Below are 22,252 nucleotides of genomic sequence, written 5' to 3'. Positions count from 1 at the left end.
TCGTTTTGTTTTAACTCCGTTCAGTCATTTTTCACTCCATTCAGACATTCTTGCAATAAAATTTTTTTATTGCCATCACAGAATTAGCCTTGACGAAGTTTTGTTTACTAATTAGATTTGGCTTACTTTTTAAGACTAGACTAACAAAGCCGGTTTAAAGAGATTTTTGAGGGAAATATGTTGAATATTAACGGAATTGAATGGTTGTACAAAGTCGGGTGCTACCATACAACGCTTGAAAGGGATCCGCTCCTGGTTCTTGAATTTTGCCGAAAGGGGCAAATCAGCTGGGCCGGCGGAGCACTCCCCTGCAATCAGCTGAAGGCAGGAGAAATGCTGGTTTACGACGCGTGGACTTCGGGAGCGCTAACGCGTTCCGCCGATTACTGCGGCGACCGCATTTTGTTCTTTGAAGAATCGATAAAGTACATCCGCGAACATTTTGCAGGTTTTCTGATTGACATCAAGATGCTCGCACAGAAAATGTGCCGACCGGGCCGACCGTTTATCGTCCACACCAAGGAAGAAGTCGCCAGCGCCTTCGAAAAGATTGACAACAAGTCAAAGAATTTGCAGGCGGAATATGGCAGGCTCGCCATTTTGGAGCTTTTGCTCACCCTGAAAAACCTAGACACGCAGCGAGAATCCATTTGCCGCGAATGCAATTTATCTTCGATGCAAATTGAAAAAATCTACTGCATCCGTTCGTTTATCTGCGAAAACATGGACAGTCATTTCACCATCGAGGAACTTTCCAACAAGTTTGACATGCCGCCTACCGCAATGAAACTCTGCTTCAAGAACGTGTTCGGTTTGCCGGTATTCACTTACGCTCGCCGCGAGCGCATGAAACTGGCCGCCAAGCAGTTGCGGGAATGCGACCGCGGAATCCTCGAGATTGCAGGCGAAGTCGGTTACAATAACGGGAGTAAGTTCGCGCACGCCTTCCAGGATGTGATGGGCATGACCCCGAAGGAATACAGGAAAAAGTACAGGATGACAAACGTCGCATAATTATGAAAAAGACATTCTCTAAACTCTACGCATACATGGGATCGCGAAAACCGCTGTTCCCGCTTGCATTGATTCTCTCGGCATTGAGCGCCATCGCGGGGCTCGTGCCGTTTTTACTGATGTGGCTCATTGTCCGCGAGGTTATCTCTGGCGGTGACATGACGAACATCAAGATTTTTGACTACTCCATCGGAGCGGTTCTCGCCTCGGTCACAAGCGTATTGCTCTACTTTGCGGCCCTCGCCTGCTCGCACATGGTTGCATTCAGGCTCGAAGGCGACCTGCGTCGATTCGCCATGAAAAAACTGATGAGCGCGCCGCTTGGATTTTTCGACAAGAATCCGACCGGCAAGCTCCGCAAAATTATTGACGACAATGCTGCAATTACGCACACCTTCGTCGCGCACGAAATGCCCGATATTTCGGGCACCATCCTGATTCCCATCGTGGCGCTTGTGATGATGTTCGTTTTCGATTGGCGACTCGGCCTTGCCTCTTTGGTGCCTATCGCCTACGCCTTGTTCATTTTGGGCACCCTTGGCCGCAGGGGAACCAAGTTCATGGAACGCTACATGCAGGCACTCGAAGAGATGAACTCCGAAGCGGTGGAATACGTGCGCGGAATTCCCGTAGTCAAGGTTTTCCAGCAGACGATTTTTTCGTTCAAGAGTTTCTACAATAGCATCGTGACTTACCACAAAATGGTGACGGCCTATTCCGACAACTGGAAGGTCCCTTACTGCATCTACACGATTCTCGTGAACGGATTCGTGCTGTTCCTGGTGCCGACGGCAGCGCTCATTATCGGTAACAACGGCGATGTAAAACTCACCATCGTGAACATGATGATTTACGTGTTGGTGACACCACTGTTCTCGCAGTGCGTGATGCGCAGCATGTACCTAAGCAATGCCACGAACCAGGCGGGCATTGCCATTGACCGCATCAATGATATCGCACGCACCAAGGATTTGGAAGTATGCGAAAATCCAATGCCAATGCAAAAGTTCGATGTGGAATTCCGGAACGTGAGCTTCACCTACCCCGATACCGACAAGCAGGTATTGAGCGACATTTCGCTCACAGTACCGGCGGGCCACACGGTAGCACTTGTCGGGCCTTCGGGCGGCGGCAAGAGCACGATCGCAAAACTCCTACCGCGCTTCTTCGATGTCGATAGCGGCGAAATTACTATTGGCGGTGTTCCGGTCAAGCAGATTGACCCGAAGGAACTGATGAAGAACGTTTCGTTTGTATTCCAGAACACCCGCCTTTTCAAGATGAGCATTCTGGACAACGTTCGTTACGGCACGCCCGACGCGACTCTTGAGCAGGTAAACAAGGCGCTTGACCTTGCGCAGTGCCGCGAAATCATTGACAAGTTGCCCGCTGGCATCAATACCGTTATCGGAAGCAAGGGAACATACCTTTCGGGCGGCGAGCAGCAGCGAGTGGTGCTTGCACGCGCCATCTTGAAGAACGCCCCCATCGTGGTGCTCGACGAGGCAACCGCCTTTGCTGACCCCGAAAACGAACGCTTGATTCAAGAAGCTTTGCACAAACTGGCCGCAGGCAAGACCGTTCTGATGATTGCCCACAGGCTTACAAGCGTGGTGAACGCCGACCAGATTATCGTTGTTGAAGAAGGCGAAATCGCTGAACGCGGAACGCACAGCGAATTACTTGAAAAGAACGGCATTTATGCCAAGATGTGGGCCGAATACCAGCAGTCCGTCACATGGACCCTCGACAATTCCAAGGATAATGAAGGAGGCGAAAATGTATAAGTGGGTTCAGAATACTTTTGCTCTTTCGGAAGAAGGCTCGCGCACGTTTGTCCGTGGCGTTGTCTGGACATTCCTGCACTTTGTTTCGCTCATGTTCCCGATGATGATGCTCTTTTATTTTTTGATGGAGCAGATGGGCATTGGTGAATTTGCAGGCAAAACTCCGCACGGGACCTTGTTCTATGTGGGCATTGCGGTAATTCTGTTTGTGGTGATGCTTGTCATTTACAGGTTCTCGTACAGCGCGACTTACAGCAGCGTGTACGACGAAAGTATGTGCCGCCGCGTCTCGATTGCCGAAAAACTCCGCAAGTTGCCGCTCTCCTTCTTTGGCAAGAAGAACCTTTCGGATTTGACGTCGACCATCATGGACGACTGCAATGCCCTCGAAATGATTTTCTCGCATGCGGTGCCAGAACTTTTCGCCGCCATCGGAAGCGTTACCATAATTGGCATCATGCTGTTCTGCTACAACTGGAAAATGTCTATCGCGCTTTTCTGGGTGGTACCCGCAGCGGCATTGCTCATTGCGCTTTCCAAGAAAATTCAGGACCGCTGGTTCGAAAATTCATATAACGCCCGCCGCGTGATTATGGAGGACATCCAGGAAGGTCTCGAAAACGTGCAGGAAATCCGCTCGTATTCGGGTGAAACCGCCTACCTCAACCATTTTGACAAAGACTGCATCAAATACGAAAAATCGCAGATGGATTCCGACGTGAAGGTGGGTTCGTTCCTGAATTCGGCGCAGGGCATTCTCAAGATGGGTCTTGCCACGGTGCTGATTACAGGCGCAAGGCTTTGGACCAAGGGCGAAATCGACGTGTTTACCTACCTGGTGTTCATCGTATGCGCGGCGACTGTCTACAATCCGGTTTTCCTCGTATTCAATAACCTCGCCGAACTGTTCTTCGTGAACGTGCGCCTGCGCCGTTTCCGCGAAATGGATCAGATGCCCATACAGCATGGCGACACGGAATTCACTCCCGCCAACTATGACATCGAATTCAAGGACGTTGATTTTAACTACAACGAAAACAAGCAAGTTCTGAAAAAAGTTTCGTTCACCGCAAAGCAGGGCGAAATCACCGCACTTGTGGGGCCGAGCGGTAGCGGAAAGACAACCGCCGCCAAAATTGCCGCACGATTCTGGGACATTCAAGGCGGAACGGTAGCGCTCGGCGGCCAAGATATCAGCAAGATTGACCCCGAAACGCTCCTCAAGAACTTCTCCATCGTCTTCCAAGACGTGGTGCTGTTCAACACGAGCATCAAGGACAATATCCGCATCGGTAAGCGCGGAGCAACCGACGAAGAAATCCTGAAAGTCGCAAAACTTGCCGGCTGCGACGATTTCGTGCAGAAAATGCCGCAGGGTTACGATACCGTCATCGGCGAAAACGGCGACACACTCTCGGGCGGTGAACGCCAGCGCATCTCCATTGCACGCGCCCTGCTGAAAGACGCGCCCATCATCTTGCTCGACGAAGCGACCGCAAGCCTCGACGTGGAAAACGAATCCAAGATCCAGCGCGGCATTTCGCAGCTGGTGAAGGGCAAAACCGTCATCATCATCGCGCACCGCATGCGTACCATCGCAAACGCCGACAAGGTCGTGGTTCTGCAAGACGGTCACATCGCCGAAACAGGCTCCCCTGCCGAACTCAAGGCGAAAGGCGGCCTATTCAGCAAGATGCTCGAATTGCAAATGAACAAAAATTAATACAAAATTAGCCTTGACAAACATCAAGGCTTTTTTATATATTTGTTAGAGAAATCTAACTTTACAATTTATTTGTAGTTTGCAATAAAAATGAATCGCCTTTTAGACCACCGTCTCGTTCGCCAATGCGCGCCAACACTCGCCGGGCTCAAGGTCGGAAGCTTATTCTGCCTTGAATCTTCACCCAGCGAAACGCTGTGTAAACAACTCGCCCACTGGAACAAGGAACTCAACCCTCGCGGCGTGTGCGTGCGCGTTATCGCAGAACGCTGCGGTCGCAGTTTTATCTACGTCTATCGCGAAGACGCCCTGCAAAAGCTTATTGCCGAGCCGGAAATCCGCCATTTTCTCGCCGCCTACGGCTACACAGACTTTAGCACCGACTGTGCACTCGCATACATGACGGCGCGCATCCGCAAATGCCACTGTTTTCCGCACGAAGTCGGACTTTTCTTGGGCTACCCCCTCGAAGACGTGAAAGGGTTCATTATCAACGGCGGCAGGAATAGCAAATATACGGGCTACTGGAAAGTTTACGGCGATGTAACCGAATGCGAAAAACGGTTCGCCTGCTTTCGCAAGTGCTTCGATGTTTTCAACAAACTATTTGAAAAAGGATATTCGCTGCCGATGCTGACCGTCCGAAACGCAGCGTAATCAAACGACATTTACCTCTTTAATTCACCTAGGAGAATCACAATGGAAAAAATCGCAGTCATTTATTGGAGCGGAACCGGCAACACCGAACTGATGGCAAAATACGTCGCCGAAGGTGCAAAGGCCGCCGGCGCCGAAGCCGACGTGTTCAGCGTCTCGGACTTTTCGCAGGGCCAGTTGGGCGAATACGCACGCTATGCGCTGGGCTGCCCCGCCATGGGCGCCGAGGAACTCGAAGATTCCGAATTCCAGCCCTTCTACGAAGCCGTCAAGCCCGCACTTAACGGCAAGAAAGTCGCCCTATTCGGCTCTTACGGCTGGGGTGGCGGCGAATGGATGAATCCGTGGAAGGCTGACGCCGAAGCTGCTGGGCTCGTGCTTGTGGCAGATCCGCTCGCCATCGAGAACGCCCCCGATGACGCCGGCAAGGCCGCCTGCCAGGATCTCGGCAAGGCGCTCGCCACCGCCTAAAAAGACTTTTTCTTTCTTATAGTGTTTTGGATTGAAGCAGCCCCGACGGAATCACACTCCGTTGGGGCTTTGCCGTCTTTAATTTTCTATCTTTTCACTAGGATTTCTTAAAAACGAGCGATCAGATGGCACGCGAACTTTCATTTGTCCAAAGCGTAGAACGGAGCATTTCGAAAACTTACCGCGAAAGGCTCTGGACGCCGTTCATTACCGCCATCAAGAACTACAAGCTCATCGAAGAGGGCGACAAAATCGCCGTCTGCATCTCTGGCGGCAAGGATTCCATGCTCATGGCGAAGCTCATCCAGATGCTTCACTGCCACAGCGACGTGAAATTCGACGTGGAATACCTGGTGATGGACCCCGGTTACAACGAAATCAACCGCCAGAAAATCGAAAGCAACGCGAAGCTCCTGGAAATTCCCATCACCGTTTTCGAGACGAACATTTTCGACGTGGCGAACAACACGGAACGTTCCCCCTGCTACGTTTGCGCAAAGATGCGCCGCGGCCACCTCTACCACAAGGCAAAGGACCTGGGCTGCAACAAGATTGCGCTGGGCCACCACCTCTCCGACGTCATCGAGACCACCGTCATGGCGATGTTCTACGGCTCGCAACTGCAGGGCATGATGCCCAAACTCCACAGCCTGAATTTCGGCGGCATGGAACTCATCCGCCCCATGTATTGCATCAACGAGCAGGACATTATCAACTGGAAAAATTACAACGGGCTGCAGTTTATCCAGTGCGCCTGCCGCTTTACCGAAAGTTGCACCGTCTGTGATAACGGCGGTGGCGGCAGCAAGCGCCAAGAAATCAAGGCGCTCATCAAGCGCCTCAAGCGCGAAAACCCGAACATCGAAAAGAGCATCTTCAACAGCCTGCACTCCGTCTGCATCGAGACATTCCCCGGCTACAAGGCCGGCGGCGAACTGCATTCGTTCCTGGACGATTACGAGGAACGCTTACCGCAGAAAGGGTAAACGAGCCGTATTTTTTGAGCCCGTCCGTTTGGAGTAGAAAAAACGGCGCTATGGCTCTATTTTTCCCTCAAAAATTGAGGGTTTTATGCAAGTTTCTCGTGTCAACAAGGTTTTTGCCCGATTGGGGCGTTTTCAGGTCAAGTTTCGTTGGTTGATTCTGCTGGTAACGGCAATTGTAACGTTTTTGGCATGCCTCGGGCTCCCGCAACTGCAGATGACGAGCAGCGAAGAGGAATGGTTTGACGACTGGGACAAGGTGAAGATTGACCAGGCGCATTTCAACGAAAAATTCGGTAGCGATGACGGTTACATGGTGATGGTCCGCGCCGACGACGTATTCGCGCCGGAGGTGTTGCAGGCAATCGACAGGCTTTCACGCAGGCTCGAAAACGAGGTGCCGTACGCCGACCGCGTGGTTTCGCTGACACACAACTTGTCAATTCCGGTCGCAAACGACGAAGGCTTCGAAGTCATCGATCCCTTCGAGGGCGGCGTTCCCACTGACCCGCAGGAACTGGAATCGAAAAAGCGGCTGATTCTTTCCCGCGAATCGCTCGTAAACAACATCGTCTCGGACGACGCGAAAGAAACATGGATTATCCTCTCGCTGAAATCTTACGAAGGCGGCGTCGATTTCGGCAAAGACAGCATTGCACCTTATGCACGTGACATCATCTATTCCGACGAATTCAAGAGTGACAAATTTGAGATGCTCCCGACGGGCATGAGTTACACCGAGATGGAAGAAAACGAGGTCATTTCGCGGGAATGCGCGATGCGCATCGGTTTCGGATTCCTGGTGATGCTCGTATGCCTTATCTTGTTCGTAAGGTCTTTCCGCGGCGTGGTGGTGCCCGCGATTGCAACGGTCGGCGGCATCGCTTCGGTACTCGGCATCAATGCGTGGCTCGGCATTATCGGCGACGAGAGCATGGTCGCGCTCCCGGTGCTTTTGGGCATGGCACTTTCGGTGGGCTATTCCATCCACTACATCAATTCGTTCCGCATGCATTTTAGGCGCACGGGCAACCGCCGCGAATCCGTGATTTGCGCCGTCGAAGAAACGGGCTGGCCCATTCTCTTTACCGTCATTACCACAGTCGCATCGCTGATTTCGTTTCTGTTCGCAGGCATTCGCCCTATCCGCTGGATTGGAGGCATTTCGGCGGGCATCGTCACGATGGTTTATCTGTACGTCATCATCCTGATTCCAATTCTCATGAGCTTCGGCAAGAATGCAGAACCCGACCCGACGCAAGTAAAGTCGGCAGGGGCCACCAAGGCGGACATTCTCTTTGAATTCTTCGGGCGCAAGGTGTGCAGGCACAGCGTTATTGTCGCAGTGATTTCGGCTGCAATTATGCTGTTGCAAGTTCCAGGCATGATGCACATCGATGTGAACATGGACTACACCGAGACCATGGGCGAAAAGATTCCCTTCGTGGTGCGGCTCAAGGACATGCTCAGCGGAAAACTCGGAAGCCTTTACGACTTCAACGTGATGGTGGAATTCGAGAACGACGACGCGCTCAAGGATCACGCCAACATGAAACGCATTGAGCAACTTGAGCAGAAACTCGGCACGCTCCAGCTCACCAAAATTTCGGGCGACAAGCCGCGCGTGCAATCGGTGACGCGCCTCGTGAAAGAGATGAACCGCACGCTGAACGCCGACAGTATCGAGTATTACAAGATTCCCGACGCACAGGACATGCTCACGCAACTGCTGTTCCTGTACGAAATCTCGGATCCCGATGCGCTCTTTGAACGCATGGACGAAAATTACAAGACAACCTTCATTCACATAGAACTCGCCGGCTACGATGCCAATAAAATCGTCGAGGACCTGGATTCGGCAAACGCCTATGCCGCCCGCATTTTCCCCGACGCGAAAGTTTCCGTCGTGGGCGAAGTCGTGAACTACGCCGAAATGAACGGCAAATTGCTTGGCGGACTTTTGCGCTCGTTCGGCGGTTCGTTCGCGATTATCGCCATCATGATGATTCTTGCGTTCGGGAGCGTCAAGGCGGGCCTTATCGGGATGATTCCAAACGTCGCACCAGTGCTCCTGATTGGCGGCGTCATGGGTTATTCGGGCATGCCGCTCGACATGATCACGATGATCGTGATGCCAATGATTTTGGGTATCGCCGTCGACGACACCATCCACATGAACAACCACATCAAATACGGCTTTGAACGCACGGGCAGCTACAGGCACGCGCTACTGCTCTCTTACCGCGAAATCGGAAAGACCATGGGCATGACCACCTTCATCCTTTGCGCGATGTTCTTCGTATTCATCTTCAGCCCCATGGGGGCCCTCCACAACGTGGGCCTGCTTTCTATCGTGGGCCTCGGCGCCGCACTCCTCGCCGACTACACGCTCACCACCGCCCTCGTGTACCTGACAAAACCGTACGGAAAAGGTTAATACTATCTTTATGGCATGAACGAGCCGGTTATACAAATTGCCCAAGGTCTTGCCATCCCATTCTTAGGGACGGTTCTCGGAGCCGCCTGCGTCTTCTTTATGAAGAAGCAGATGGGGCAAAATCTCAAACGTGGCCTTTTGTCGTTTGCGGCGGGCGTCATGGTGGCGGCTTCCGTCTGGAGCCTGCTTTTGCCTGCAATCAGCGCGAGCGAATCGATGGGCAAACTGGCTTTCATCCCGGCGACGGTCGGATTCTGGGCCGGCATCCTGTTCCTGTACATTTTAGACAAAATAACACCACACTTGCATTTGGGCAGCGCCACTCCCGAAGGTCCCAAAGCAAAACTCAAGCGCACCACCATGCTTACGCTGGCGGTGACGTTGCATAACTTGCCCGAGGGCATGGCTGTCGGCATCGTTTTCGCAGGCTGGCTTTCGGGAAATGTGGCCATCACGCTTTCGGGTGCGTTTGCGCTTGCCATAGGCATCGCCATCCAGAATTTCCCTGAAGGGGCGGTGGTTTCGCTCCCGCTCCGTGCCGAAGGGGCATCCCGCAAAAAAGCATTTGCCCTGGGCGCACTTTCCGGAGCCGTAGAACCCGTAGGCGCGTTAATCACGCTGCTTGCGGCTGAGGCGCTTTCGCCGTTTATGCCCTACCTGCTCTCGCTTGCGGCAGGCGCCATGATTTATGTTGTCATCGAAGAAATGCTCCCCGAAGTCAGCGAAGGAGAGCACTTTGATGCCGGCACCATCCTTTTTGCCGTGGGCTTCACGCTCATGATGGTGCTCGACAGCGCGCTATAAAAATTCACTTAGAAAATCAGCAATCCGATGTGGTAGCCGATAAAGGCTAGCCCGAGCGAAAGTGCCAAGTAGTAGCCCATGATGGTGGCTAGCCACTTGAACGAGCCGGCCTCACGGTAGGTCGTACCCATCGCCAACACGCAGGGAACGTTGAACATCGATGCAAACAGGAATGCGAGCGCTTCGGGCTTGCTGATGGTACTAGCAAGCGCCTCGCCCAGGTTTTCACTTGCAGCCACGCGGGTCACAAGAGAGAACGCCTCGCCGGTGTGGTTGAAAAGCGTACTCATGATGCCAAGCGAAGCCTCTTTACTGAACATGCCGCCCAGGTAAGAGACGAAAAGCTCCCAGCGCATGCCAAAGAACATCGTCACGGGCTCAATCGCATTGCCAATTTTGTAAAGGAGCGTATTTTCCACATTCCCGTCGCCCGCGTAAGAGAGCGCCCAGAAAAGGGCCGCCACCATCAGGATCATCTTCAAGGCCTTCTTGAAAATGCCCCAGGTGCTGCGCCCCACCATCGCAGCAATCATCTTCCAGTGCGGTTTGTGATACGGAGGCAGTTCCATAATCATGCCCACGCGTTCATTCTGCGGGACAAGTTTTTTGCCGAACAGGCGCGAAGACAGGTAGAAACTGGCGAAAATCAGTGCCACGTAGCCGATACCGAACAGCGGAGCCGCCGACCCGAAGAAAGTCGACGCCAAGAACAGCACCACAGCCACCTTGCTCCCACACGGAATCGCCCACAGCAGAACGAGCGCAAGTAGGCGTTGCCCGCGGGTATCGAGCACGCGCGTGCCGCAAACCGCACCCGCCGTGCAGCCAATTCCGGAGAACAGCGGCATAATCGCCTTGCCCTGCAAACCGAGGCGCGAAAGCCAGTTATCAAACGCATACGAGAAACGCGCCATGTAGCCGATTTCTTCGAGAATTCGGAACACGAATATGATAGCGAAAATGAAACTTGTCATGCAGACGGTAATGCAGGTGCCGCCAACCAGAACTAGCTTGACAAACGAAATGAAGACAGGCCAGACGCCGAGCGCATTGCCCACGCGCTCCGCAAGCGATTCTAGCACAGGCTGCAAACCAAAACCGATTCCCATGCCAGGGAACGCAAGAATCATACACGCAATCAGCGATACAACCATGATGCCGAACGCAAAGAACTTGCCCTTGATATGGTGCGTCGCAATGCGGTCCCACTTGCTGAAAACTTTCTCAATGGATTTCGGCGTTGCCGATTCACGCACAATCTTCGAGACCCAGCGGTACTTGGCTTCGCCTGTGAGAATTCCGCCGTCACGCCCTTCTTCGCTATCGAGGATTGCATCAATCGCATTCTTCCTCGCAAACGGAAGCATTTCATTCACGACACCGCAAATGAGTTTATCTTTTTCGAGAAGTTTTTCTGCAATCCAGATTTTTTCGCACACGCCGTATTCAAAGTCGCCCAAGGCCGCCTCAATACGGCTTACGACATCTTCGTCCTCAGATTTGCCACCAACGAGTTCTTCGCGCAAGCTTCCACTATCAAGGCAAATAGGCGTCTTGATGGCCGAAACCATCTTCTTGAAAAATTCAGGATAACGCGCCGTTTCGGCCGCGCTGAACCCCAGCACAGGAACGCCGAGGCGCTTTTCAATCGCGCTTGCATCAATCTTCTTGCCCGCTGCTTCGGCCACATCCATCATGTTGAGCACCAGCATCACGGGCATGCGAATGCCCACAAAATCCGCCAGCATGTAAAGGCTGCGTTCCAGCTGCGAAGCGTCCACCAGAATGCACACGAGGTCCGCCTTGCCGCTCTGAATGTAGTCGCGAGTGACGACCTCTTCTTCGGAGTTCGCCGAAAGGCCGTAGCTACCCGGAAGGTCAACCACCCTGTACGTAACACCGTCAAAAACAAAAGAACCTTCGGCCTGTTCCACCGTTTTGCCGGGCCAGTTGCCCACGCGCTGGTGAAGTCCCGTCAGGTTGTTAAAAAGCGTCGATTTACCGGAATTGGGCTGCCCGAGCAAGGCAATAGTCTTAATTTCGCTCATTTTTACGATTCCACCTTGACAAAAATCTGTGAACTTTCCTTATGATTGACGGCGATAACCGTATCACGGCAAAAAACGAGCACCGGCGAGCGCCCGTCATTCTTGAGGAGCGTAAAAGCAGAACCCGGCGTAAGCCCGATGGAAACAATTCTCGAAATAAAGCGGGAATCACCCTCAATCTGGGCAACCGTCCCGCAACGATTCTCGCCCATTTCGGCGAGGCTCAAACGACCATCAAAATCAGCGTTTTTCATGCGCCAAAAGTAGCCGAAAAACGCCCCAAAAACCGCTCCAAATGGACTATGGGGAATCCAGAACGATTTACAGTCCGTTCGGTTTTTCACAAAACCATTTGGAGTAGAAATTTTAGGTCCAAGTCCCTATTTTTGCACCGCAAAAAAAGAGGATACAATGAGCCTACCAAAGATTAACATTGAAAGAATCAACGAGCGATTCGACCGTTTTGGCGAATTTTTGCTCGGTCACCGCGCCATTTTGCTGGTGGCGTTTATCGTTTTGCTCGCGGTTTCGGTCGTGGGCATGAAAAAAATCTACGTCGAGGCCTCGTGGGATAGCTACTTTATCGAAGGCGACCCGATGCTTGTCGAAACCGACAAGTTCAAGGAAACTTTCGGTAACGACTATTTCGTGGGCGTGCTGGTCGAGAGCGACCATTCCATCTTGACGCCGGACAACCTGAAGCTCTTGCGCGAGCTTTCGAACGAACTGCGCGATAGCCTTTCGTATTCCGACGGCAAGGCAACTTCGATTGTCGATTTGGAATACATGCTCGGCACCGAAGAGGGCATGGAAATCACGCAGATTGTTCCCGAAGAAATCCCGACAGACGAAGCGGGACTTGCCGAAATCGAGAAGCGCCTGGCTGACAAGCCGGAACTGGCGAAGAAGCTGATTTCGAGCGACCGCAAGCAGGCTTTCATCAACATCAAGCTGCGCCCCTTCCCCGAAGATTCCGTGTGGAAGGCTGAAGGCGAAGCGAAGGGCGAAAAAGCAGAAGCCCCTGACATGAAAACGGGTCGCGAAACGGCCGCAATCATCGCGAAGGAAAAGTATGCACCGCTGAACCCGCGTGCAACAGGCATGCCTTACTTGAGCTTCGAGAAAATGACCTACATCGGTCAGGAAATGGGCCGCATTTTCATCATGACGATTCTCTGCGCCATCATCGTGATGTTCTTGGTGACGCGTTCGCTGCGCGGAATCGTCTCTCCGTTGATTACGACATTTGCTGGCGTCATTATGACTTTCGGTCTAGTGGGTTACCTTGGCCTTTATATGGACGTAACCAACATCATGGTGCCCGTGATTTTGGCCTTCGCCGTTTCGATTGCATACAACATTCACATCAACTCGTTCTTCCGCAAGAACATGATGCTTACGGGCAAACGCAAGGAATCGGTGCTTTATGCCATGCGTGAAACGGGCTGGTCGGTGCTGTTCTCTGGCCTTACCACGATTGTCGCGTTGCTTAGTTTCCTTTCAGTGATGCTCAAGCCGATTCGCTCCGTGGGCATTCTCTCGTCGATCGCGATTGCATTCATTCTGCTTGTAGCACTGACGGTTTCGCCGATTCTCCTGAGCTTCGGTAAAGACAAGAAGCCGAACGCCAAGGTGCTTGAACGCGGCGACACGCGCATGGGACTCATTCTTGATTCTATCGGCAAGTTCGTACTCGGTCACGGCAAGCCGATTGCGATTGTATTCGCCGTCATCACCGCAATTTCGATTTACGGCGTGACCAAGATGGAACCCGCCTTTGACGTGGAACGCACCATGGGCCGCAAGGTCGAATACGTGAACAAGATGCTCTATGTGGCCGAATCGGAAATCGGTAGTTTCTATTCGTATGACTTGGTGATTGACTTTGGCGAAAACGACAAGGCCAAGGAAGTTGAGAACCTGAAGAAACTGGAACAGTTGCAGGATCACGCCGGCAAGTATCCGCTCACCAAGCGTTCTACCTCCATTCTTGATATTGTCAAGGATTTGGACCGCACGCTGAACGAGAATCGCCAAGAAATGTACGCCATCCCCAAAAACGAGGAACAGGTGGCGCAGATGCTGTTGCTCTACGAAAATGCGGGCGGTAGCGAAGCGACTTACTGGATGGATTACGATTACAGAAAGCTCCGCTTGATGGTGGAAATTTCAAGCTACAACTCCAATGAACTCCAAAAGGAAATCGAAGACTTGCAAAATTTCGCTCGCGAACTTTACCCGAACGCAAAGGTGACGGCTGTGGGTAACTTGCCGCAGTTTACTGCCATGCAGCAGTACTTGGAAGTGGGTCAGATGACGTCTTTCCTGATTTCTGTGGTGATTGTGGCGATTCTCTTGATGATTGTTTTCGGCAGTGTGCGCACGGGCCTTATCGGCATGATTCCGAACATTGCGCCGGGCATTTTCGTGGGCGGCTACCTTGGACTCACGGACATTCCGCTTGACATGATGACGGCGACGCTTATCCCGATGATTATCGGCCTTTCCGTTGACGATACGATTCACTTCATCAACCACGGGCATGTGGAATTTGACCGTACCCACGATTACCGCGAGTCCATTCTCAACGTATTCCGCACGGCGGGCCCGGCCCTCGTGATGACGACAATTATCATGGTGGCGACATTTGCGGGCTTTACCACCTCGGCCGCAACGCAGATGTTCAACTTCGGTTTCGTGGTGTTCGTGGGACTTGTCTCGGCACTGCTCGCCGACCTGTTCGTGACACCGCTTTTAATCAAGAAATTCAAGATTTTTGGAAAATAGGAGAAATTTATGAATATGAAATTCGCAAAAAAAGCCGCGACAATTATTGTCGCCTTGAGCGCCATAGTGAGCGCAGAAACATTGACCGGTCGCGACATTGTACAGAAGGTACATGACCGCCCCAATGGTGACACCCGCAGTTCCGAACTCTCGATGACCCTCATCAACAAGAGCGGGGCCAAGCGCGAACGCAAAATTACCTCGTTTGCGATGGATGTGGGCAAGGACACCAAGCAGATTATGTTTTTCCGCTACCCCAACGACGTGAAGGGCACGGGATTCCTGACAGTCGATTACGACGACATCAACAAGGATGACGACAAGTGGCTTTACCTGCCCGCCATGAAAAAGACGCGCCGTATTAGCGGAAAGAGTTCCAAGACGGATTACTTCATGGGTTCCGACTTCACTTACGACGACGTTGGCCAGCGCAACATCGACGAAGACACCCACAAACTCCTCCGCGAAGAAAAAGTGGATGGAATCGATTGCTGGGTGGTTGAATCCGTGCCGAAAAAGGGCGACGAAATCTTCTCGAAGAAAATTTCCTGGATCCGCAAAGACTGCCTGATTGCCGCCAAGGTGGAATACTACGACAAGCTCGGCAAACTGCACCGTTTGCTGAAGGTCGAAAGCGTCGTGCAGGTGGATGGTTTCTGGACTATCGGCAAGATGACCATGGAAAACGTGCAAGCCAACCACAAGACTATCCTCGAATTTGGCGACATCAAGTTCAACATTCCGGTTGACGCAAAGACATTCACCGTTCCGAGATTGGAAAGAGGACTGTAAAACAGTAGACAGTAGGAAGTAGGCGGTAGGAAGTGTTTATAATTACGTCATTGCGCAAGCGATCTCTAGCGGCTTTGTTGTTGGCGTCGACATTCGCAGTCGCACAGGAATCTCCATTCCAGTTTAACGGGTTCGTGGATACGTATCATGCGGTGCAGACAAAGCATCCGCACGACTTTACGACGTCGCGGACACGCCTGCGTGCTGAATTACGCGTGGATTACGAGAACGCCTACTTGTTCACCAGCCTAAATGGCGTGCACAACAGCATTCTCGAAGACCGCACCGGAATCCAGCTGCAAGAAGCGTATTTTAACTACCAGAATGACTTCGTAGAATTCAAGGCGGGCCGCCAGATTGTGGTGTGGGGCGTTGCCGACGGACTCCGCGTTACCGACCTGATTTCGCCTGTTGATTACACCGAATTCATGTCGAGTGACTACGATGACATGCGTATGGCCGTTGACGGATTCCGCATCAAGTACCCCGGCGAGCGCATGAACGCCGAAATCGTTTACGTGCCCGTACCGCGATACTTCCAGATGCCCATGCAAGAAGAAAATCCTTGGCGTCCTGAATTGCCCGAAAAAGCGAGCATCGATTTTCCGGAAGGTCCCGATGCCAAATTCAAGAACGGCGATTTCGGAACGCGAGTTTCGTTTTTCCTCTCGAATCTGGATTTCTCTATCTCGGCGCTCCATACGCATAATCAGTCGCCCGTTACGGTCGCAGGCTACGACCCCGTCAAGGATTCTATTGTCATCCACGGCATTCACGAAACCATGACCATGATCGGTGGCGACCTCTCGATGCCTGTCGGCGAATTCGTTCTGCGTGCCGAAATTGCAGAATATTTTGGTGAAGCACTCGGTTACGCAAGCAACCTCGATTACGCTCGCAAGAACACCTTCAATGCCCTCGGTGGAATCGACTGGTACGCCGGCGACAACTGGACTTTCATGGTGCAGTACTTACACAAGTACATCGCTGACTATTCGCATAACTTGGCCGCCGAAAAGAATTCCTCCGAAATGACTTTCCGCATTTCAAAGGAACTGCTGAACAACACGCTCAAGCTTTCGCTCTACGGCGTATTCGACATCGATAACCTCGGCTACTACGGCCGCGCCTCGGGCGACTACGCCGTTACTGACCAAGTGATGCTCTCGCTCGGTTACGACCACTTTGGCGGCAAGCGCGGACAACTCGCTGGCTACAAGAAAAACCGCGAAGTCTGGGCGAAAGCGAAGTACTACTTCTAATAAGATCTAATGAATTTTGAAATAGAAACAGAAACCCGCAATCCCTATTCCGCGTTCACGATGCGGCGTGTATTTTGCTTTGGCATTGTTATCGCCGTATTGCTACATGCGGGCTTTTACGCCTGGGGATTCTTGAAGCGAACGCAGGTGGTTACCACTCGCGAAGATGCCGAGGTGATTCATGTGGAGCAATTACTGCTCCAGCCACCTCCGCCCCCGCCCGAAGTCAAGAAAATCGTGAAGAAGGTGGTTCGCGCCAAGATTATTCCAAATATTGTGCAAGATACCGTGCCGGAACCTGAACCGGAGCCAGAGCCGGAACCGATTGTGGTTACGGATGCCGAACCCGTTGTCGAAGCACCGCCTGAGCCAGTGGCACCGCCCCCACCGCCGCCACCTCCACCGAAACCTTCGAAGGATTCGCTGATGAAGGTGACGAAAGCCTACCTTATCGGGCTTTCCAAGGCGTTCGAAAAGCAAAAGGACTACCCCGCTACAGCCCGCCGCCTAAAGCAAGAAGGCACCGTGCGCGTACAGTTTACGGTCGCAAAAGACGGAAGCATCAGCGGAGCAACCGTTTCAAAACCGTGCCCCTATTCTTCACTAAACGAAAGTGCGCTTGCCGCCGTGCAGGCCGTGCCCAAATTTGATCCGATTCCAGCTGTACTTGGCAAGGACACCTGGAAAATGGAAATTCCAATCAAGTATAACCTTCACTAACAAAGGAGATTCCGGCTCGGAGGCCGGAATGACATAAACATGAACTACATCTTAGATTTTATTCAACAGGGCGGCGTTATCGCCTACGTACTCGTGGCGATGAATTTCGTCGGTTATTCCATCATCGTGTGGAAAATCATTTCGCTGATTCTCTTTAACAGGAGCATCCGCAAGCGCCTTCCGTCTAAAATTCTGCACCGCGTGGTGAGCCACAACACCGACCACCACATCATCATGGAAAGCATCCGCACCGAAATCGCGCTCGCTTTTTCGCCGCTGCAAAAGGGAATGACCACCATCGAAAACATCGCAAGCATTTCTCCGCTGCTGGGCCTTTTGGGCACCGTGTTCGGCATTTTCAACGCCTTTAGCGTCATCGCCGTTTCGGGCCTTTCTGATGCGGGTGCATTCGCCACAGGCATCAAGCTCGCCCTCATTACGACGGTCATCGGCCTTGTGGTCGCCATTCCGCACGTCATCGCGTTCAACTACTTGAATGCCAGCATGGAATCGGAGCAGGACAACGTAGAAAACGATGTGCTTTTGCAGCTGGGTCGCATTCTCAAGGAAAAGGACCACATCCGTTCTCAAAGCGCCGATTCCGCAAACGAGGATGCATAAATGGCCAAGCGCACCCGCCGAATCCGCCCCGACATGACGCCGCTCATCGACTGCGTCTTCTTGCTGCTAGTGTTTTTCCTGGTGACATCTGTCTTCAAGCAAGACGAATCGGTGCTCAAGCTGATTCTGCCGGAAACACAGACCGAAACCAAGCGCGACACGCCCGAGGGTCTGTACATTGAGCTTTCCGAGACGGAACTCGCCTTTAACGGCCAGCGTGGCACGTCAGACGAGCTCCGCGAAAAAGCCGCTACGGTGCAGAATAAGAAATCCCCTGTCGCCATCAAGATTGACAAGGGAACCACTTACGAACGCATCGCCGTCATCCTCGATATTTTACAGGTGCAAAAACTGTACAATATCCAGCTGATCAACGAAATGGAAAGCGCGGAATAAAGCCACTTGCGGAAGGCGTGCTCCGGGAAAAAATGTTTTTAGTGGACCAAGACCTTGGCCACCATTGACTTCACTTTGACGAAATAGATGCCGGGTGAATTCACGTGTACAGTAAGCTCGGTTCCTGTGGCACGGCCGATCCAAGCGGCCTTTCCATTGACCTTTACAACGGCCACCTTCTCGTTGCCGGCCAGACCCGAAATGGCAATCGCACCATGGCTTGCAGCAACATTGTACAACGGGATATTCTTGGCAATCTTAGGCTCGTCATTCGCACCAGGAGCTTTTTTGAACAGGGCCTTGCTGTTGATGAGTATCGGATAGCCGTTATTGACCTTGGCAGAATCATACTCAAATTCCGAGCCCAGAAGTTCTACAAATTCCTTAGACTTCATGAATTCCTGAGTAAGCCCATTGGAATCTTGAGAATCTCCCTGCAAATAGAAAATATTTACACCGAATTCGCCACTCTCTGAATAATTACCACTTTCAGCCTTTACTGTCGAGGTCGTATATACTTTTTGAATTTTCATGTTATCTTTCAAAGACGAAATCCCGATTAATGTTGACAGGGAGCCATTGCTGTTATCCGTCACCTGAACCTTGCCTACATTAAAACTATTGGAAAGAGTAAAGCGACTTCCCCTAACATAACCGACAATTCCGCCCACAAAATGGCTTCCGTTCACAGTTCCAGTATTAAACACTCTATCAAATGTACTGCCATTTGTTGCCACGGCAACAATTCCACCTGCAACCGAATCGCCCTTTACCTCAGAATTTCGATTCCAGCAATTCTTTACGCTACTACCGTAATGAACAGAAGCAATTGCAGCCGCCGTATCTCCGACAAATTTTGAATTTACCACGCCAAGATTCATGATGGAACCTGTAACATAGCTGAAAAGAGAGGCCATATGATTCTTCGTGCCAGTTACATCTACATTAAGTCCCGAAATAATATGATTGTCTCCATCAAACTCACCATCAAACGAAGCCGACACACTTCCTATCGGTTCCCAAATATCGGAGCTTTCAAATACGATATCTTTTGTAAGCTTGTATTTTTTAGTCCGATAGAGATTACCCAACGTCGAATCTTTCACAAAAGAAGACAGCCTATACAAATCTTCCTTTGAGCTTATCAGGTACGGCGAATCCGTAGTTCCCTTACCTTTGAAACCTTCGTACAAAATAGGATATCCATCATTTTCACCATTTTCATCGTAAGCAAAATAAACTCCCATTTTTTGGACGACATCTTTTTCCAGGAACTGCTGTTGAGTAAAGCTTGCGGTATCCGCAAAATCTATACTAAAGATATTTTTCGAACCCGACAGTCCAAAATTCCCTTTCTTTTCATAATAAGCATGATTCACAATCGATGTACTCGAAGAGGAGCCATAGCCTAAAATCATTCCGCCAACCTCAAGGCTATCCGTAATGACGTTCCCTGTGTTATAAACATGGCTCAGAATCCGAGCTTCGGAAGCAATGCCTCCCACCTCGACACCCCTCACCTGTCCACGGTTAAAGGAACCGATTACTTTACTAGCGCGGGCAGCAATACCTCCAGCTTCATTAGCCCTGACATTGCCATAATTCTTGACAAAGACCATCGTCCCGCCAGCACCAGATATTCCACCAGCGTACCTTACTGCGTAAATGTTTCCGTAATTTGCTGAATGATAAACAGAAAGAGAGCCTTCTCCCAAAATGCCCCCTGCATATTCCGGACCCGTCACATTGGCATAGTTTTCAACATTATCTATGGTTCCTCCCCAGTGAAGCCGCCCAACAACACCGCCAGCATAACCACTCCCGGAAAACAATCCACTTTTTCCCCGGGCCACGACTTTTCCAGACACCTTTATGTTGGAAAGATTCGCATTATATAAACGAGCAGCCAAGGCTCCGGCCAAATAATAACCATCAACATGCACGTTGGAAAGTTCCAGATTTTTAACAGTAATGGAGCTAGAATACGAAGTGTCGATAAAGCCAGCGTAACCATTAGGCCAAACGGATTTAAAATTTATGATTTTATGATCATCGCCATCATAAATAAGACCTTTCACCACTGCAGGCATCCAGTTTCGCAAAGTATCATACATAATATCGGCAGTTTGCTTATAGTAGCCACGATCTACGGCGCGAGCATGTTTGCCGAACATAATCAAGTCGTCCATGTTGCTAATCAAATACGGATCATCCGACGTACCGGAGCCTTTCAGGTACGTAAAATTCTTATTCTCTTCGATTAGGATCGGAAATCCGTCATTCAACTTTGTTGCACCCGTATCGGGTATGTAATATGCACCCAGGGAATCTGTATAATCATTCAGTTCCTCTAAGGTTTTTCGCTCGTCAAGCAAAACAAGATCACCTTTATAAGTTTCAGCAAAGCTGTACGAATGCCACTTGGCGACAACATCTTCGCCGTAAAGGGTAAACAGAGGATCTACATGGTCGTTTCCCTTGACCCGTCCCGCATTATATGAATATTCAATGACGTTTGGACTAGAAGTTTTCCCTCGGCTGTATTCTCCGAAAAGACCTCCTACATAAGAGTCCCCAAAAACTTCACCCATGTTTCTCAAATACGAAAATTCATAGTCATGCCCAAATTTGATTTCTCTATTTATGTACAATTCGCCACCAATGCCCCCAACATGCTCAGCTCCAGAAACAGCTCCAAAATTTCTCAGCTTGTTAAGGCCGGCTTCAGCCACATCTATCTCAAAATGTCCAAAAATACCACCTATATACTTTCCAGAACCAACAACGGAGCCATAATTGTCGCAATGGGAAGAATAAGCAGACGAACTATAGTCAGCACTTCCAGCTCCAAAAATTCCACCCACATAGGAATGTCCCTTTACAGAACCCTTGAACACGGCATTAGAAACAGCCCCACCGTCATCGTCATAGAACGACTGACCGGCAACGCCTCCCACATAATCCTGGCCTTCTACAATGGCTTCGACAAATACGTTATCCACCCCCCCGTCAGAACCTCTGACTTTTCCGGCAACAGCGCCAACATAGTTGCCACCCTTGATAAAAGAATTAACGACTTTCAGGTTCTTGATTTGTCCACGCACCTTGCCGAACAACCCCTGATAATCCTTCTCGGAATTCACATAGAGGCCGCTAATGGTATGTCCGTTTCCATCCAAATACACAGAAGCTTCCCTCGAGGAATCTCCTAAAGAAATCCATTTGTATTTGGGAGGCTTGGTTCCCCAATTCGCGGCATTGCCTTCGTTGATTACGATATCCGTTTCCAGTATATAGGAACGGCCTCTTTTTGTCGAGTCCGTGGAGTATGCCACCATAAGAGCAAAATCTTCTACCGAGGAAATAATATAGGGATCACTCAAAGATCCGTTCCCTTTAAAGAAACTCTTTGAAGGCTTGACATTCCAGGCGACAGGAGCCGCCAAAGAATTCCCCCAGGCAAGCAGCAGAAATAAGCAGATAAGTAGAATGCTTCTCATATTATTCCTCCCCCAAATTCTTGATGCACCTTACCGAAACGCCGGTTTGCTTACTCACATCCCACGCACCAGAGTGATGTTGCACGAAATAAAAAACCAACGCATCCGTCGATGTGGTCTGGTGAGATGAGGCAAAGCTAGCCTCATGTCCTATATAGTTGACCCTTAAAAAGTCACTTCGCGAGCGCAGGATAAGGAGGTTCGCCGTTTTTATTCACCCCTTCCCGGCAAAGGAAGCAACAGTATAGCC

General features: G+C 51.1%; 17 protein-coding genes. 14 read left to right on the top strand and 3 right to left on the bottom strand.

All coding sequences use genetic code 11. From position 1 onward, the window contains the following. Nucleotides 1-177: 177 nt before the first annotated feature. The 8 genes from BUA40_RS05645 to BUA40_RS05610 all read left to right on the top strand — a co-directional run bounded on the left by BUA40_RS05645 (nucleotide 178) and on the right by BUA40_RS05610 (nucleotide 9,876). Nucleotides 178-1,014 carry a helix-turn-helix domain-containing protein gene (locus BUA40_RS05645; RefSeq protein ID WP_072799366.1) on the top strand — a complete coding sequence of 279 codons (837 nt, stop codon included), beginning with the start codon at nucleotides 178-180 and terminating at the stop codon, nucleotides 1,012-1,014. Between the two features lie 35 nt (nucleotides 1,015-1,049). Next, on the top strand, nucleotides 1,050-2,801 hold the full coding sequence (locus tag BUA40_RS05640) for an ABC transporter ATP-binding protein (protein WP_178299561.1): 1,752 nt from the start codon (nucleotides 1,050-1,052) through the stop codon (nucleotides 2,799-2,801). Then, on the top strand, nucleotides 2,794-4,524 hold the full coding sequence (locus tag BUA40_RS05635; protein ID WP_072799361.1) for an ABC transporter ATP-binding protein: 1,731 nt from the start codon (nucleotides 2,794-2,796) through the stop codon (nucleotides 4,522-4,524). The genes BUA40_RS05640 and BUA40_RS05635 overlap by 8 nt, the downstream gene beginning before the upstream one ends. 90 nt (nucleotides 4,525-4,614) lie before the next feature. After that, entirely contained in the window at nucleotides 4,615-5,181 is a 567-nt protein-coding gene (locus tag BUA40_RS05630; protein WP_072799359.1) for a DUF3793 family protein, read from the top strand. A 42-nt stretch (nucleotides 5,182-5,223) separates the two neighbouring features. Beyond that, nucleotides 5,224-5,652 carry a flavodoxin gene (locus tag BUA40_RS05625; protein WP_072799357.1) on the top strand — a complete coding sequence of 143 codons (429 nt, stop codon included), beginning with the start codon at nucleotides 5,224-5,226 and terminating at the stop codon, nucleotides 5,650-5,652. Nucleotides 5,653-5,777: 125 nt separating this feature from the next. Next, a complete protein-coding gene (locus BUA40_RS05620) occupies nucleotides 5,778-6,638 on the top strand; it encodes a tRNA 2-thiocytidine biosynthesis TtcA family protein (RefSeq protein WP_072799355.1) in 861 nt (286 codons plus the stop codon). An 85-nt stretch (nucleotides 6,639-6,723) separates the two neighbouring features. Further along, a complete protein-coding gene (locus BUA40_RS05615) occupies nucleotides 6,724-9,072 on the top strand; it encodes an efflux RND transporter permease subunit (protein WP_072799353.1) in 2,349 nt (782 codons plus the stop codon). A gap of 15 nt (nucleotides 9,073-9,087) precedes the next feature. Next, nucleotides 9,088-9,876, top strand: coding sequence for a ZIP family metal transporter (locus BUA40_RS05610; protein WP_072799351.1), 789 nt, complete (start codon nucleotides 9,088-9,090; stop codon nucleotides 9,874-9,876). Between the two features lie 8 nt (nucleotides 9,877-9,884). Here BUA40_RS05610 and feoB read toward each other — a convergent pair whose 3' ends face one another. Together feoB and BUA40_RS05600 are read right to left on the bottom strand one after the other, a co-directional pair. Continuing rightward, entirely contained in the window at nucleotides 9,885-11,924 is a 2,040-nt protein-coding gene (gene feoB / locus BUA40_RS05605) for a ferrous iron transport protein B (protein ID WP_072799349.1), read from the bottom strand. Between the two features lie 2 nt (nucleotides 11,925-11,926). After that, nucleotides 11,927-12,178, bottom strand: a complete 252-nt coding sequence (locus tag BUA40_RS05600) for a FeoA family protein (RefSeq protein WP_255369221.1) — start codon at nucleotides 12,176-12,178, stop codon at nucleotides 11,927-11,929. A 157-nt stretch (nucleotides 12,179-12,335) separates the two neighbouring features. On the opposite strand from BUA40_RS05600, the gene BUA40_RS05595 reads away from it, so the two are divergent. From BUA40_RS05595 to BUA40_RS05570, 6 genes are read left to right on the top strand one after another with little or no spacing between them, the layout of a single operon-like run. Next, nucleotides 12,336-14,711 carry an efflux RND transporter permease subunit gene (locus tag BUA40_RS05595; RefSeq protein ID WP_083585298.1) on the top strand — a complete coding sequence of 792 codons (2,376 nt, stop codon included), beginning with the start codon at nucleotides 12,336-12,338 and terminating at the stop codon, nucleotides 14,709-14,711. Between the two features lie 9 nt (nucleotides 14,712-14,720). Next, nucleotides 14,721-15,503: an outer membrane lipoprotein-sorting protein gene (locus BUA40_RS05590; RefSeq protein ID WP_255369220.1), complete on the top strand. Its 783-nt coding sequence runs from the start codon at nucleotides 14,721-14,723 to the stop codon at nucleotides 15,501-15,503. Nucleotides 15,504-15,553: 50 nt separating this feature from the next. Further along, entirely contained in the window at nucleotides 15,554-16,765 is a 1,212-nt protein-coding gene (locus BUA40_RS05585; RefSeq protein ID WP_072799347.1) for a DUF1302 family protein, read from the top strand. A 9-nt stretch (nucleotides 16,766-16,774) separates the two neighbouring features. Then, nucleotides 16,775-17,485, top strand: coding sequence for an energy transducer TonB (locus BUA40_RS05580; protein ID WP_072799344.1), 711 nt, complete (start codon nucleotides 16,775-16,777; stop codon nucleotides 17,483-17,485). A gap of 39 nt (nucleotides 17,486-17,524) precedes the next feature. Beyond that, nucleotides 17,525-18,106, top strand: coding sequence for a MotA/TolQ/ExbB proton channel family protein (locus tag BUA40_RS05575; RefSeq protein ID WP_072799342.1), 582 nt, complete (start codon nucleotides 17,525-17,527; stop codon nucleotides 18,104-18,106). Next, nucleotides 18,107-18,502, top strand: coding sequence for an ExbD/TolR family protein (locus BUA40_RS05570; protein WP_072799339.1), 396 nt, complete (start codon nucleotides 18,107-18,109; stop codon nucleotides 18,500-18,502). 38 nt (nucleotides 18,503-18,540) lie between these two features. Here the strand turns inward: BUA40_RS05570 and BUA40_RS05565 are convergent, their stop codons facing one another. After that, nucleotides 18,541-22,002 (bottom strand): hypothetical protein, encoded by a 3,462-nt coding sequence (locus tag BUA40_RS05565; RefSeq protein WP_143149701.1) that lies wholly within the window; start codon nucleotides 22,000-22,002, stop codon nucleotides 18,541-18,543. Nucleotides 22,003-22,252: the final 250 nt, after the last annotated feature.

The organism is Fibrobacter sp. UWT2 (assembly GCF_900142545.1).
Lineage (GTDB): Bacteria > Fibrobacterota > Fibrobacteria > Fibrobacterales > Fibrobacteraceae > Fibrobacter.
This window is presented reverse-complemented; position numbering and strand designations above follow the sequence as displayed.

Coding starts and splice junctions, on each gene's coding strand:
- BUA40_RS05580 (WP_072799344.1), top strand. CDS start 16,775: ATGAATTTTGAAATAGAAACAGAAACCCGCAATCCCTATTCCGCGTTC.
- BUA40_RS05575 (WP_072799342.1), top strand. CDS start 17,525: ATGAACTACATCTTAGATTTTATTCAACAGGGCGGCGTTATCGCCTAC.
- BUA40_RS05645 (WP_072799366.1), top strand. CDS start 178: ATGTTGAATATTAACGGAATTGAATGGTTGTACAAAGTCGGGTGCTAC.
- BUA40_RS05635 (WP_072799361.1), top strand. CDS start 2,794: ATGTATAAGTGGGTTCAGAATACTTTTGCTCTTTCGGAAGAAGGCTCG.
- BUA40_RS05620 (WP_072799355.1), top strand. CDS start 5,778: ATGGCACGCGAACTTTCATTTGTCCAAAGCGTAGAACGGAGCATTTCG.
- BUA40_RS05565 (WP_143149701.1), bottom strand. CDS start 22,002: ATGAGAAGCATTCTACTTATCTGCTTATTTCTGCTGCTTGCCTGGGGG.
- feoB (WP_072799349.1), bottom strand. CDS start 11,924: ATGAGCGAAATTAAGACTATTGCCTTGCTCGGGCAGCCCAATTCCGGT.
- BUA40_RS05595 (WP_083585298.1), top strand. CDS start 12,336: ATGAGCCTACCAAAGATTAACATTGAAAGAATCAACGAGCGATTCGAC.
- BUA40_RS05590 (WP_255369220.1), top strand. CDS start 14,721: ATGAATATGAAATTCGCAAAAAAAGCCGCGACAATTATTGTCGCCTTG.
- BUA40_RS05625 (WP_072799357.1), top strand. CDS start 5,224: ATGGAAAAAATCGCAGTCATTTATTGGAGCGGAACCGGCAACACCGAA.
- BUA40_RS05570 (WP_072799339.1), top strand. CDS start 18,107: ATGGCCAAGCGCACCCGCCGAATCCGCCCCGACATGACGCCGCTCATC.
- BUA40_RS05600 (WP_255369221.1), bottom strand. CDS start 12,178: ATGAAAAACGCTGATTTTGATGGTCGTTTGAGCCTCGCCGAAATGGGC.
- BUA40_RS05610 (WP_072799351.1), top strand. CDS start 9,088: ATGAACGAGCCGGTTATACAAATTGCCCAAGGTCTTGCCATCCCATTC.
- BUA40_RS05615 (WP_072799353.1), top strand. CDS start 6,724: ATGCAAGTTTCTCGTGTCAACAAGGTTTTTGCCCGATTGGGGCGTTTT.
- BUA40_RS05630 (WP_072799359.1), top strand. CDS start 4,615: ATGAATCGCCTTTTAGACCACCGTCTCGTTCGCCAATGCGCGCCAACA.
- BUA40_RS05640 (WP_178299561.1), top strand. CDS start 1,050: ATGGGATCGCGAAAACCGCTGTTCCCGCTTGCATTGATTCTCTCGGCA.